The 13,609-nt window shown below is 33.6% G+C and carries 13 protein-coding genes; 2 read left to right on the top strand and 11 right to left on the bottom strand.

Annotated elements, in window-relative coordinates:
• Positions 1 to 10: 10 nt before the first annotated feature.
• The 11 genes from EZV73_RS09830 to EZV73_RS09780 all read right to left on the bottom strand — a co-directional run bounded on the left by EZV73_RS09830 (position 11) and on the right by EZV73_RS09780 (position 11,324).
• Positions 11 to 769 (bottom strand): class I SAM-dependent methyltransferase, encoded by a 759-nt coding sequence (locus EZV73_RS09830; protein ID WP_240840124.1) that lies wholly within the window; start codon positions 767 to 769, stop codon positions 11 to 13.
• A 10-nt stretch (positions 770 to 779) separates the two neighbouring features.
• Positions 780 to 1,586 (bottom strand): bifunctional 2-polyprenyl-6-hydroxyphenol methylase/3-demethylubiquinol 3-O-methyltransferase UbiG, encoded by an 807-nt coding sequence (locus EZV73_RS09825; protein WP_240840123.1) that lies wholly within the window; start codon positions 1,584 to 1,586, stop codon positions 780 to 782.
• A gap of 11 nt (positions 1,587 to 1,597) precedes the next feature.
• A complete protein-coding gene (locus EZV73_RS09820; protein WP_240840122.1) occupies positions 1,598 to 2,038 on the bottom strand; it encodes an NUDIX domain-containing protein in 441 nt (146 codons plus the stop codon).
• Complete coding sequence (locus EZV73_RS09815) at positions 2,029 to 2,577, bottom strand: AAA family ATPase (protein ID WP_240840121.1); 549 nt, start codon at positions 2,575 to 2,577, stop codon at positions 2,029 to 2,031. Before EZV73_RS09815 ends, EZV73_RS09820 begins: the two co-directional genes overlap by 10 nt.
• Before the next feature lie 35 nt (positions 2,578 to 2,612).
• Complete coding sequence (locus EZV73_RS09810) at positions 2,613 to 3,071, bottom strand: N-acetyltransferase (protein WP_240840120.1); 459 nt, start codon at positions 3,069 to 3,071, stop codon at positions 2,613 to 2,615.
• A gap of 113 nt (positions 3,072 to 3,184) precedes the next feature.
• A complete protein-coding gene (locus EZV73_RS09805) occupies positions 3,185 to 3,658 on the bottom strand; it encodes a hypothetical protein (protein ID WP_240840119.1) in 474 nt (157 codons plus the stop codon).
• 25 nt (positions 3,659 to 3,683) lie between these two features.
• Entirely contained in the window at positions 3,684 to 4,070 is a 387-nt protein-coding gene (locus EZV73_RS09800; RefSeq protein ID WP_240840118.1) for a hypothetical protein, read from the bottom strand.
• Between the two features lie 275 nt (positions 4,071 to 4,345).
• A complete protein-coding gene (locus EZV73_RS09795; RefSeq protein ID WP_240840117.1) occupies positions 4,346 to 5,866 on the bottom strand; it encodes a hypothetical protein in 1,521 nt (506 codons plus the stop codon).
• Positions 5,867 to 5,879: 13 nt separating this feature from the next.
• The gene (locus EZV73_RS09790) at positions 5,880 to 6,248 is read right to left on the bottom strand and encodes a hypothetical protein (protein ID WP_240840116.1); all 369 of its coding nucleotides are present in this window, start codon (positions 6,246 to 6,248) and stop codon (positions 5,880 to 5,882) included.
• A gap of 949 nt (positions 6,249 to 7,197) precedes the next feature.
• Positions 7,198 to 7,641, bottom strand: coding sequence for a GNAT family N-acetyltransferase (locus tag EZV73_RS09785; RefSeq protein ID WP_240840115.1), 444 nt, complete (start codon positions 7,639 to 7,641; stop codon positions 7,198 to 7,200).
• A 23-nt stretch (positions 7,642 to 7,664) separates the two neighbouring features.
• On the bottom strand, positions 7,665 to 11,324 hold the full coding sequence (locus EZV73_RS09780; RefSeq protein ID WP_240840114.1) for a helix-turn-helix transcriptional regulator: 3,660 nt from the start codon (positions 11,322 to 11,324) through the stop codon (positions 7,665 to 7,667).
• Positions 11,325 to 11,495: 171 nt separating this feature from the next.
• Between EZV73_RS09780 and EZV73_RS09775 the strand changes: the two genes are divergently transcribed.
• Together EZV73_RS09775 and EZV73_RS09770 are read left to right on the top strand one after the other, a co-directional pair.
• Positions 11,496 to 11,924: a CoA-binding protein gene (locus EZV73_RS09775; RefSeq protein WP_240840113.1), complete on the top strand. Its 429-nt coding sequence runs from the start codon at positions 11,496 to 11,498 to the stop codon at positions 11,922 to 11,924.
• On the top strand, positions 11,924 to 13,606 hold the full coding sequence (locus EZV73_RS09770) for an RnfABCDGE type electron transport complex subunit D (protein WP_240840112.1): 1,683 nt from the start codon (positions 11,924 to 11,926) through the stop codon (positions 13,604 to 13,606). The genes EZV73_RS09775 and EZV73_RS09770 overlap by 1 nt, the downstream gene beginning before the upstream one ends.
• Positions 13,607 to 13,609 lie beyond the last annotated feature (3 nt).

The following is a 13,609-nucleotide window of genomic DNA, read 5'->3' as shown; positions in this document are numbered from 1 at the left end:
AATATCAGAATCACATGTTTTTCTTGGCTAAAATAAAATACCAATCCACTTGATCTACAGGCATGTCTCTTAGCTTAGGAAACATAGCCATGTCAATAATTTCATAATTAAGGTTTTTAATCATTTTTATCAGATCATTTCTAAAAAGCGGATGATAATGCTCTTCAAATATTTCCTTTTGATAAATCTTATTGTCCTTTTCAAAGGTGTATAGAATATTGAAGGTTATAGATTTGTCTTCATGATGATCCCACACCTGTATGACATTCACTCTTGTCTCATTATGAAAGAATGGATTATAGAGATAAAATCTCTGTTTTTCCTTCACAATTTTGTCCCAGTTTCTTAAGTCTATGTAAATATAACCAAAAGCCTTAACAAGCTTGTCCATCTGACACAAGGTTGTATAAACATCATCTCCTTTGACATAAGGAATGGAATTACCCGTACTCATAACTAGATCAAACTGTTTATCAAAGACAGAGCTTACCTTTCTAAAATCAGCTTGTCTAAGATCTAAGTCTACTTGTCTCTTTTTAGCCTTTTGTTTACACCTGTCTAGCATGATTTCACTTAAATCAGAACCAGATAGATTGTAACCGATATCAAGTAAAGAAAGACTTAAATTGCCACTACCTATGGATACATCTAAAATATCTTTAATGTGCTTATCTTTAAATAAGCCAGAATAAAAGTCTCTTAGGACTTGTTCTTTTTTGTCTGTATGGGCCAAATCGTATATCTCTGCTCTATCATATATTGTTGTCATAACACCTCTATTATTTAATAGCCTTTAATGAATACATCAGCGGCAACTTGCTTTCATTATTTAGTCTGTACCAACCATCTGAATCTTTTTTCATACCCACATAATAAGTATCATCGCAAAATGGATGTTCATTAAATGAAGTCAATCTTAAGCCGCTTTGTCCTACTGAGTTTAAGATATCACTTACTGTATAATGCCATTCATAAGTTGGTGCATCTATAATAACTTCCTTATCTGCATAGTCTTCTGAGCCTTCATAAAAACTCGGTTCAGTATTCTCTTTAAAATAAGTACCAGCAACTCTTATATCTTCACCGTCTGGTTCATTTGACATAATCATACTGACAGGGTGACCGTCCATTAAATAAAAGAAACCACCAGGCTTTAAGTAACTATAAGCCATAGACATAAACTCATCTAAATCTTTTAACCAACAAGTAACCCCATGACTGGCAAATACAATGTCAAAATCTTCTTCAAGGACATCTTTAAGACCATATACATCAGTGCAAATAAATCTTGCATCTAATTTATTTTTCTCTGAAAGTTCCTTGGCTATATCAACTGCATTTTCAGAGATATCAACGCCAACCACGCTAGCACCCAGTCTTGCTAACGACAGGCTATCTAAGCCAATATGACATAAGAGATGAAGTATTTTCTTTCCCTTAAGATCACCAAGCTCTTTAATATGCACGGGTTTTAAAGATAAACCACCCCTATTAAAGCCTTCTATATCATAATAGCCCCTAGGTGCATTTAAATGTACCAAAGACGCCTTGTCCCAATGTCTTTTATTCATTTGATTAAAGTCCATCTTAACTCCTTTTATCTAACAACACCTAAATAAAATCTTTTATCATCATCCACTTCCATAAGTCTATCCCTAATGGCTAAGGGATATAAAGCTATAGCCTCTAGCTGGTCTAAATCAACCCATTCAAAGCCTACTTGTGTGTCATCTATTTCTACTGGATTATTAAAACCACTGACTCTTTTACAACGAAAGAAAAGGTCCACTTGATGAAAACCTGCTTGGTGAATTGAACCTTCATGTCTATCAGCCATATACTCTGTGATGTAAATAAGCTCATTGACTTCTACCTGAGCACCGATTTCTTCTAAACATTCTCTCTTTAAAGCTTCATGAATTGATTCATTGTGGTCCTGTCCACCACCAGGAAAAGTATAATAGTTTCCTTGATGTTTGATCAAAAGTACTTTATCCTCTTCAATTATTACTGCTTTAACAGCATTTCTTATTTGCATGAATCACCTTCTATAAAGTCTAGTATCATCTCAATCTTTTTATCCACTTCAAAGTCCCCTTCTATTCTTAAGACCTTACAAGTTGCTTTTTTCAGCCACAGTTCATGTGACTTTCTGCTTCTTATATTTGTATCACCTTGGTCATACATAGAAGCCCAGTCTATAAAAGCCTTGTGCATGTCATAATGTGCATTACCCACTTCTATCAGATCACCATATCTCTCATAATCTCTGTTGATGAGTCTTTTGATCCTGATTTCAGGTGGTAGCCACAGAAAAACTATCAAATCAAAGCATTCTAGGAGTTCGTCTCCCCAATCATATATGGAACCTGATAAGATATATGACTGGTACACTTTAAAATCATTTTCTAACATGCTTACTCTTTTAGACAAGTCACGTTTAGTCTGAAAAGGCGGCTCTGTTTTAAGCCATAAGTAATCATCTGAATCAAGCGCTTTAATATTTAACTGATTTGAAAGAGCATTAGCCAGTGTTGTAGAACCTGCACCTGAAGCCCCTACTATATGTATTCGCATTTAACTTCTCCATTATGATTCTTCTATTCTATGTACTATCTCTTTTCCATTGTATAAGCTTGACCAGTAGTCTCATAACCACATGCTTCATATAAGACCTTAGCACCTGGGTTATTTACATTTACCCCTAATCGAATCCCCACTGTATCAAGCCTACTTGATAGTTCTTCTGCTTGTTTCATTAGAAGTTTTGCAAATCCCATCCTTCGAAAGGATTCTTGAACCCACAGCTCATCCACATAAACAAAGCCATTAAAGTCCTTCCTGCCTACCTTAGGCAAATAAATCAAAGAAATCCATCCAGCAAAACGATTGTCTATCTCTATGGCATAGACATAAAAGTTTTCATTAAAAAGCGCTTTAGGAATGATTAAATTCTTTATGCTTTCTAATTTATCTTGATGAGATCTTTCTCTCCCGTTGATTCTCCAATAAACCATGTCATCAAAGTGATGATAATTGTCTTGTCCTACCTGTATAAGCTTATAGTCCATAATTCCTCCCTAGCATGCTATCACAATTATAACATTTCACAAATATAAGAAAATATAAAGAATAATCTAATTGGTTTATGACATGATATCACGTTGCCGAGAATATCCATCATCTATTCAACTTCCATATACCTGTCTTTTTGACTTAACACAATATAGCTAATTACCATTAATACACCCACAAGAAATAAAACAAAATACCCATCAAGTGCTATTGTTGTATGTTTTGATCTTTCTTTATAATATATCGGAAGAGACCTAATAACATGACTGCTTTTTACAGGTTCTTTAAGTAGGTCAAGAAGTCTTGACTGAACCATAGGTGACAAAGACGGCTCTAGATAAGGCATTTTAAACTCGACTGTCCCCTCATTTATCGTAACCTCTATTTCATCTTCATTAAAGTCACTTATTACAGAAAGATGTAATTTCAGTTCTTTCTGCGTATAAGATGTTTCAGCTTCATAGATAAGCTTGGTATAGGCTGTATCAAACCATCCAAAAGATCTATACATCATAGGTCTAAAGGTCATTAAAAGTATCAAAACTCCTATAAGTAAAAGGGCTTTATTTGGTCTTGCTTTCATCATACCTCCAAATTATATACTGTTCTTAAAACTCTATATCTACATCAATTTCAAGTATACCATCTTTATCAACGCTTCTTATTCGCACATCAAACTCAGCTGAAAAGACTCCACCTAAATATCCAAGGAGAATCTCCTTATGTTCGTTTTGATTATAATCCTCATATACTAACAAAAGTGCATCATCTATTTGAGACTCATAATAATATCCTTCTATGGAATAAGATTCACCTGGTAAAATACTGCTGATAGGATAATCGTTCCCTTCTAATGTTTTCACTTTCAAGTTTTTCAACTCAAGATCCGTCTCATTGGTGATTTTTATATCTAGACCCGAGAACTCAGATACTAAGAATGAGTAGCCAGTTAAGATGATAACAGTCAAAAATATAAATAATATTAATCGTTTCATTTTTCCTCACTTTATCCTAGATAAATAAGATTTTCTTCTAAAGTCCAATCATATTCTTCACAACATAGAGATAGAAGTACATTTGACACATGTATGTCTTCAATCCATACGTTCACTTGATTTAAAGCTTCATTTATACGATATAATCAATCAGTATGTATTTGAACTCATTATATCTCTATTTAATGATGAATCGTTACAAACTTAGTTCTTCTATAAAAACAAGAGATGAAAGTATTATAATCTATAGAGATAAACCTTTTGCCTTTCTCCATTTAATCTCGTTTTAAATGTGAAAATATTGATTGATTCTCAATATGAGGACCCATCTCAGATATTGGTGTTACCGAAGATGATTCGTCCATTAAGAACCTTAAGTCATACCCATCTACTTTAAAAGAATAATGATATTTCTCATCATCTGTTCTCAAGATAAGTTTGTCTCCCCTAATAGAGTAGCAGCCTGTGTTAAAATAACTGCTCAAAGGATCGTATGAAAAGTTAAATCTATTGTCCATAATCGTTAATACAGGTACAATCCCCTCATCATCCGTAATCAAAAAGTAGTCACCTTCAAAGGCGTAAGGCCAGTGACTTTCAACCATGTCATCACTGCCGTATTTATGATAATATACGATTTCCCCTTTTTTGATAAAAAGCTTATTTGTGTAATCTACCTCTGTAACTTTATACTCACTTTCATCTAATAAATCCATCTCTTCTATAATATAAAAAACAATGCTATTTTCAAAAGTATCATAATCCAGATCTGAATAAGTAAACGAATGTACAATCTCTCCATCTTTATAACCTATCTTTATCGTTTTATCCTCAAACACAAGGATGTTATTTACATCATCAGCATTTGAAAGTTGATAAGTCTCTTGACCTAAATAGATTTTTTCAGCTAATTTCGACTTTAAGTACTCTAAATACCCATCTTTACTTTTATCGATATGATGCTTTTCTATATGGTCAAGAAGGCCTTTGTTATACTCTCTTGTCCTCGCATTTAAATGACTTACTTTGTAGCTATCATCAACTCTAACGAGAGTCATTTCGCCAGTAACTCTACCTTCAAAAGGTACATCTTCAAATGCCATAAAATTAGAAGTCATCATAAATGAATAATTACATACCAACTGATCTTCATTTGAAGTTTCTCTTACATCTAATTCAACATCTTTTACATCTGTTGTACAAAAATAATCATCAAAATAAAAGGAACCCCCTGGTGTATGAGTGCCTGTATAGCTATGTGGTTTTACTAAAAAATGTTCCTCTACTAAGACTGATCTATCCACTGCATTGAAGTAATCCTCTAGTGTATAGAAATAATCGCTTTCGCGAATTGTAAACAATATCTTCAAGATTTCTTCTATAGACTTTTTATCCTGATCTGTTAAGAGAGCTGAAGCTTTTTCATCCTCTGTCGTAGAAGAAAGGGAAACAATCATGATATCGTCTTCATTAAGCACTTTTAATGATTGATTAAAAGTACTCAGGTGTATTTCAGACTCACTTAATTGGATAAGTTCAACGTTTTCTGATTGACTGAGTATCTCTTCAGATAAAATTCCTAGCTCTTGCATATTTGTTTCTTTAAACTTAATAGTCAGTCCTATTTGCGAAATTACTACTTCTACCGGAGTCTGATCAAGTACAAATACCTCTTTTAGGATATATAAAATAGGATATTCTGCTCCATAGTCTTCTAATAAATTTTTTTCAGTATATGGATTTTCTGAACAGGCAAACAAGCATACAACACAAAATAACAGTAATAATTTTCTCATTTAATCCTCCATCTTATGAAAAGTAAAATACTGAACACATCAAGCTGATACTAAGAATAAAAATAACAGCATTAGCTATCTTCTGACGCATATAACCTTCTTCACCTTCTTGAAGCTTTACTATCAGAGGTACATATTTATAATAGACAAATAGGGCAAAGGTAAAAGCTAAAATTGGTATAGGCAAACGCAACCATCTTGGCAAATGCAATCGATTGAGTATAAATAATTTAGTTAAGGTCAAGGGCATAATTAATGCCGACCAATACGGAACAGATACTTGTGCATGACAGTTTTCACATTCTTTAGATAAAGCAGGTCCATGAGACAACTTAATTGATTTTGAAAAGCTTTCATGACCACACTTGGGACACTTATGCATGCTTACCTCCTTTTAATTACATATTCAACCAATTAAATTATACAATATAATGAAAATATCTATAAGATTTGGACAAGTAATAACTCAATTTTTAATAATTGTAGGCAAATAAAAATGACCTGTTCAAAGAACAGGCCACTTTTATTGATGTTTCTCTTAGACAAATTTCGACAAAATACTTCTTCTTTCAAAAGAAGAAATACCTTCTTAAATTTTACCACACCACGGTTCTAAATACAATATATGGATTGATAATCACATTTTTTCACATATGCTCATAAGATACCGTTTATTATAGAAAATCAAATAGAAATCGTTATATATTTAACATTCTTTTGCAACTAATAAAAATATCATTCTTTATTAAAAAAATGATATTCCATATATTCGTTAACACTGATTTTTCTCTATTAAGTTTTTTGCTTCCTATTTTGCCACAGCCATTCTAGGTGCACAGTTTGTGCATATCCAAGTACATGTGGAATTCTTTTGAAAACTTCCTTTACAGTAACATCCCTCTTTAGAAAAATACAAGTCACTTCCGCACTCTGGGCAGAAAGCTTTACACTCTTTAGACCTATCTTTATTCATCATCTCACTCATAACCCACCTCACTTTGTTAAAATATTAACACGAAGTATATACTTTGACAAGTCTATTTATTATTTTTGTTTGTGTAAACGCTTTCTTTTTTAATTTTAAAGTATACAGATTATAGGAGTTGCTAAACCAAACCTTGTAAAGAAAATAATAGACTTATAGCGTACAATTTTTCACTAGCTAGTAATTTTTATCGCTTAAATATTATATCAGCCATATTTTACTTCTCATTTAGCTCTCCAATCTTAACATTACAAGTTTACCATTTTCAAGTGTTGCAACTACTTGGCTAAAAATAGATTCTCTAAATTAGAAATAGCACTCAATCCATTGTGATTGAGTGCTTATTTTAAAAATCATATTCAAGTCTATAGACCATTCTTCCCTCTTTTAAAATTGATGCTTTTCTTTCAACCTCTTTAGCACCTAACTTAAGATAAAAGTCTCTAACATCACTAGAAGCTACCAGTCCAAATCTCTTTATAGATTTTTCACTTAAAAGATCAAGCATCATATGCCATAGTAGTTTTCCATAACCATCGCCTATAAATGATTTTTCTATATAAAAGAGTTCTAGTTCAGGTACTTCACCTAATAATACTAGAAAGAAACCAATAATCGACTTATCCTCTAAAACATAAACCAAGTCTTCATCAACCATCTTTTCTGTTAACTTATACTCGGCTCTGAACTTTTCCATATATGCCCGCTCTTCACCCCAAATGGCTTCAGAGTCATAAGCCAACTCGTTTAAAAGATTCACTTCATATTTTTTTGCTTTTCTCAGAATCATTTTATCTACCTCAAACATTTTATTTATGAGCTTTTTTCTAAGTCATACTCTTTTGCCTTTTCAACAGCTTGAACCCTGTTTTTAATTTCTAGTTTAGAGTAAATATTGATAAGATGAGTTTTTACAGTAGAAAGTGATATATGTAAGATCTCTCCCACCTGCTTATTGGTTTTCCCTTTAATGATATGTAAAAAGACATCTAATTCTCTTTTTGTAAGTGGAAGCTCATCAACATGTTTTTTACCTAGTCCACTCTTAAGAGATAGATTCTTAGCAGCAAGCATAGATGAATAGTATCGAATCTTCTCTACAAGGCCTTCATCTAATCCATGGTCTCTATCAGATTCAATGTATACAATGCCACTATAAACATTTGAATATAAAAGCGGTGCACAGATAATGGCATAATGGGCTTTAGAAGAAAGATAGTCGTCATAATCAAAGAAGGCACTTTTCGCTTTCTCTTTAATCATAACTTCACTATTGGTTCTAGCAACATACCGAATCACTTTAATGGCTGTATTTTCTACATTATCAAGCTTTATGGCATTCTCTAAGTTAAAAGACTGATTGTTTTCAAGCTTATGGGTTAAATATACACAATCATTTTCTTTAATGTATATGGCAGCCTTAAGATGGCCTGATACATCCAAATCCTCTAAAAGATGTTTGAGTGAATCATCTAAGTCAAGAGCCTCAAACAACTTTGTGTTGATTGAGTGACTTTTCTCCTTCTTGATTACTTCTTCTACATCACCATGATTTTGTACATCATTAGCCTCATCATGTTCATTTGATGGTGATACAAATTCTAAGCCTTCTCTTATGCATATTTTTTTAGAGATATCATAGGCACCCCAATCGTTGATGATAGAAACGGCTTCTTTCATATAGAGATTTGCCACCTTGGAATTTCTAGAATAATGATTGGAAAGCAGCATATTACCTACTGCTGATACAATATGCTGATCTTGTTTGTCCGCATGTAAGATAGCCTCTTCGTAAAAACTTTCTGAATCCTTTTTACCAAATAGATCTTTGTATCTTGCCTTTAAAATCATGTAACGTCCGAAGTGATTACTTGAATAAGTGGTCCATCTGCCAAACTTCCTTAGTCCTTTTGTAATTTTTCTCCTGTTGATTACTTTTTCTTTACTTGAAAGCGCCTTATGATTTTCTAAGTATGTAAGAAGAACAAAGAATTCAATATCCGCTTCCATATAATAGCCCTTATACATGTCTTTATGTTTTTCTATGTATTTGACCAGAGATAGACAATGCATGTAATCACCTAAAAGAAAGGCCTTATGCAAGCGGTAATATGTATGAGTTACAGTTTGCATTAAATCATGGCGCTTAAGGTCGATTGCTTTTTTCTCACCATGAATCAAATCATCCAGATGATTTTCAAGCATGTCTATGGTGATATTGACAATATCATTTTTCATTCTTTCATCATAAGCGTCAATTTTTCTTAGGTACTGTCGAAGATCACTTATTGAAATGCCAGATGCGTACATCATTTCAATCATGGACGTATAAGAGTATTCTGCATATTGGAGGTCTTTCGCTTCAATGCCGTAATCAATGGCATCTAGAAGGTACTTAGCTCCCTCCTCAGCCGTCTTATGCCAATGAACAAGGAAATTACCAAGGATGAAGTTTGTCATACATTTTATACCACTATTATCTGTCTTTTCGAGTAAAGCTTCTGTTTTCTTCATAAGCTTTAAAGCTAACTCTTCATTAGAAAGAAAGCTGTTGAACAAGAGGCTGCCTGCAGCATAGGCTGGAATGGCATTTTCTGATGTGCCATGTTTTACAGAGTAATTACACAACTTTAATATAAGGTATACAAAGAGATTATCATCCGTTAGATTTGCAATGGCAATCATACGTATTAAAATTTCACCAACCTGATTGATTTGATCATCATGAAACTTTATATCTGAATCAATCATATCGATTCGTTTCTTTGAAAAGAGCATTTTAAACCTTAATATCTCTTTAACAAGCTTTACTTGAAGATGGCTGGTATCTAACTTAAAATCCAAGTCTTCTAGGATCTCTTTACATACATCCATGACCTTGTCACTAGAGGATGTACTTGTATAGAGCATCACCATCTTCTTTTTAACATCTATGATATCCTGACTATGACTTAACTTAGATATAATCAAGTCAAAGAAATCTTCAGAAGCACTATAATAACCACAAATAAACATCGCTTCGGCATAAAGTGTCATGATTTCAAGACGTTTCTTTCTTTGAAGCATGTGTCTATTACTTTCTAAAAGTTCAAAGGACATCTCAAGGTATTTGTAGGCATCTTCAATCATAGTATTGTCTTTAGAAATCTTTCCGGCTTCATAAAGAATTTCAATGTAGATATCCAAGTCGTACTGGTCTTTTATCGTCTCTTTACAATAAAAGATTTGCTCAGCTGTTAAAATAATATATGTTTTATCATAGCTGCTTTTATAGTAGTCGCTTAAAACAGAGGCAATTTTTTTATGTATACAAGCTTTCTCATCACTGCCTATACTTTTAAAAATCGTATCAAAGACGATGTCATGTGAAAAACAATAGGTATGATGTTCAGAAGTTAAAACCGAGTTTTTCTCAAATATAAAGCCCAAGTCCTGCAATCTATTCATGACCTTAGATACATGGACTTGTCTATCTGCCATGGCCAGATGCATCAGTTTTAAGTCTACCCTACCACCAAAACACACCATGGTCTCTAAAAAGTGCTTTTCTTCTTGACTACTGGTATAAACATCATTAACCAGCGACTCTAAAAGTTCTTCTGACAAGTTATTATCACTAAAAAATTTTTTTTCAACCTGGAGTATGTTCTGATTACTCTTATATTGATCTTTAAATTGATCAAGTAAGCGGTTTATGTAATAAGGATTGCCAAGAGTTAACCTATAGACCTCTTCTAATACATGGCTTTCATCTTCAAATTTGTAGGATAGATCAGACCTTACAAATTTTTTCATGTCTTCAAAGCTCAGACGCTTTAAAGACAGATAAAGTGTATTGTCCTCCAAGCTCTTTAACAGGTCAAGTTTATCATTTTGTCCATTTCTAAGTGAAAACATCAAAAATATATTTAGATCTTTAGTGTATGAGCCTACATTTGAAACGATCCTTTCAGACGCATCATCTGCCCATTGAAAGTCATCTATATGCAAAACAAGCGGAAACAAGACCTTTGACACAATTTCCAAGAAAGTAAAGAAGGCCTTATGGTAAGTGTATTCATACTTATAGTAATCTTCTACTTTGACCTTTTCATGTTTACCAAAGAGTTTCTCTGCTTGAGGACATATGGAAGTTAAAAGAACATCATAGTCAGCCCTCTCCTTTTTAACCGCCTTAACAACCCTTTGCAACTTATCTTCAGTTTCAATCAATACAAAATTACATAGCTGGTGGATAATCTCCTCTAAAATCATTAAGCTACTGGTATTTGAATGACTGTACTTAACATACACATATCTTGCCTCTTGATGTCTCAGTTTTTTCGCAACATGCAAAAGCAGATGGGTTTTACCAACACCCGCCTCTCCCGTTACGACACACGAAACAAACTGACCATTTATAACATGGTCAAATTGACTCATGATGACACCTATTTCATCATCTCTTCCAAATATCTTATTTTTTTCTATCATTTCAGCCTCTCTCATCATCATTTCAGATTAATTATAACACAAGCCTACTCATAATAAGTGTTTGCAAGGATTAAATCCACTATTTCAGACAAAAATCAACCCTTCGGTTGATGTAAAAAATACTATTGCCAGTTAAGATATACTTACAAATCAATCAAATAAGGAGGTCTTATGACTATTTTAAAGAAGAATTTTTTCCCAGATGATCAAGTACTGTTTATAGGTGTTTCTAGAGATCCAAAGAGTTTCAGCAGAAGTGTCTATAAGGATTTTATCAAATCAGGTATTCAAGTTTATCCAGTCAATAAAAGCAAGTTTAACATTGATGGCAATCAAGTGTTTACAGATGTAAACCAAATACCTCATACACCAGCCTGTGCTTACATATTATTAAACAAAGACAACACAAGAAATGCCGTACAGGAGTTGCAAGGTAGAGGCATCAAGAAAATACTTTTTCATAGTAAGAAAACTGTAGATCAAGAGACACTCGATTTGTGTAAGTCCATGGATATTGAAGCAGTTATTGCCTGTCCAAAGATGATGATCAACCCCTTTCCATTACATAAAATTCATGGATTCATTGCTGGAGTTAGGTGATGAAATCATTTCCGCTACACCATAAGAAAGTATCCAACGAACACTTTATGACTTTGATTTTTCTTGTGCTTGTAGTTTATCTGATACCACATTTTATAAGAAGGCCTATTGGTCTAATGATTTTCATTGGTTTGGTTACATTCGGACTGATTGTTGACTTAATTGCCAACATGATTAGGCTTAAGACCATTAAATGTGGTGTATCAGCAGCTGTGACAGTTGCCATTATTGTCGCTGTATATCCAAACATAACTTTATCACAAGGCTTACTAAGCATAAGTCTTGCCCTTATGATCTTTAAGTATGCATTTGGAACAACAGGACAAAATATCTTTAATCCAGCTGTCACAGGTATCTTATTTCTAAAAATGATTTTAGGCATTGAGTCAGTTTTTATCAGTCATCCCATTACATACATAGGACTAGCTTTAATGGTTCCCTTTATGTTTTTCAGGCCATTTTCTAGCCTAGGCATGATTTTAGGATTTATTGCATCTCAACATGGAGATATCTCATCAGGCATCATCATATGGAGTGGTTTGATTATAACAGACCCTGTAACCGTTTCACCAAAGCCATTAATAGGCGTTATAAGCTTTGTCCTTAGCTTTATAGTATTTTCATATTACAGGAACATAGAAGCCTTATGTCTGATGATATTATTCATCAACTTAACAAGCTACTTAATAGATATAAGATTTCCATATACAGCTGGCATACTCAGAAGAAAAACAAGACTCAGGTCACCCTATAAAGAGTTTTATACGCCATTAAATGGGGCCATGAAACCTGAACAAAGTGCAGACAACATACTGGGTAGAATACGAGAAAGCCAGATAATGGGACACGGTGGTAGTGGTTATTCTACTTACGATAAGATTATGTCATTCATGTCAGCAAACAGAAGTGACAAGTACATCCTTATCAATGGTGTAGAATGTGATCCAGGCCTTATACATGACAAATGGCTTTTACAAAACTACAAAGAAGAAATCAGTCTTGGCATTGACCTACTCAAGACATGTACAGGAATAGAGAAAGCCTACTTAGCTAGTAAAACATCTTATAAGTATGATGATGAAGCGGTCATAAAAGACACCTATCCCATTGGCGAAGAAAGACAGCTTATCAAGAGCATCTTGGGCATAGACATAAAAAACACAGAACATCCGAGTGAAAATGGTATCCTTGTCCTTAATGTCCAGACCGTATTAGCTATTTACAAGGCTGTCTACTTAAAAGAAAAAGTCCTTAAAAGATACATCACAATCGGTAACTTGACGACTGGTCATGCTTGTATCAAAGAAGTCACCATAGGTTCTTATGTCAAAGACTATATAGATGACAAGGACTATAGTCTTTTTACAGGGGGTATCATGCAGGCGAAACCTATTGAGCCCGATCATGTAATTGATCAATCATTTTCCTTTATAGGTATCGGGTCATACCCACATTATAAAAATTCATTTTGCTCTGGCTGCGGCGCATGTGACGTACACTGCCCGGCAAACCTACCTGTAAAAAAAGTGACTGGTCTTATAGAAAAAGGTCTAGAATCTCAGTTGGATAGATACAATCTTAAAGCTTGCATCTCATGTAGTCTTTGCAGTTATCACTGTAAAGCTGGCAAGGATATCTGTTCGCTGATTCGCCCATATAAGTTAAGCAATTCCCCTAATTAGTTA

Source organism: Acidaminobacter sp. JC074, from assembly GCF_022496765.1.
GTDB lineage: Bacteria > Bacillota > Clostridia > Peptostreptococcales > Acidaminobacteraceae > JABXKX01.
Note: the sequence above shows the minus strand (reverse complement) of the source record. Positions and strands in the feature narration are given on the sequence as shown.

Coding starts and splice junctions, on each gene's coding strand:
- EZV73_RS09830 (WP_240840124.1), bottom strand. CDS start 769: ATGACAACAATATATGATAGAGCAGAGATATACGATTTGGCCCATACA.
- EZV73_RS09825 (WP_240840123.1), bottom strand. CDS start 1,586: ATGGACTTTAATCAAATGAATAAAAGACATTGGGACAAGGCGTCTTTG.
- EZV73_RS09820 (WP_240840122.1), bottom strand. CDS start 2,038: ATGCAAATAAGAAATGCTGTTAAAGCAGTAATAATTGAAGAGGATAAA.
- EZV73_RS09815 (WP_240840121.1), bottom strand. CDS start 2,577: ATGCGAATACATATAGTAGGGGCTTCAGGTGCAGGTTCTACAACACTG.
- EZV73_RS09810 (WP_240840120.1), bottom strand. CDS start 3,071: ATGGACTATAAGCTTATACAGGTAGGACAAGACAATTATCATCACTTT.
- EZV73_RS09805 (WP_240840119.1), bottom strand. CDS start 3,658: ATGAAAGCAAGACCAAATAAAGCCCTTTTACTTATAGGAGTTTTGATA.
- EZV73_RS09800 (WP_240840118.1), bottom strand. CDS start 4,070: ATGAAACGATTAATATTATTTATATTTTTGACTGTTATCATCTTAACT.
- EZV73_RS09795 (WP_240840117.1), bottom strand. CDS start 5,866: ATGAGAAAATTATTACTGTTATTTTGTGTTGTATGCTTGTTTGCCTGT.
- EZV73_RS09790 (WP_240840116.1), bottom strand. CDS start 6,248: ATGCATAAGTGTCCCAAGTGTGGTCATGAAAGCTTTTCAAAATCAATT.
- EZV73_RS09785 (WP_240840115.1), bottom strand. CDS start 7,641: ATGATTCTGAGAAAAGCAAAAAAATATGAAGTGAATCTTTTAAACGAG.
- EZV73_RS09780 (WP_240840114.1), bottom strand. CDS start 11,324: ATGATAGAAAAAAATAAGATATTTGGAAGAGATGATGAAATAGGTGTC.
- EZV73_RS09775 (WP_240840113.1), top strand. CDS start 11,496: ATGACTATTTTAAAGAAGAATTTTTTCCCAGATGATCAAGTACTGTTT.
- EZV73_RS09770 (WP_240840112.1), top strand. CDS start 11,924: ATGAAATCATTTCCGCTACACCATAAGAAAGTATCCAACGAACACTTT.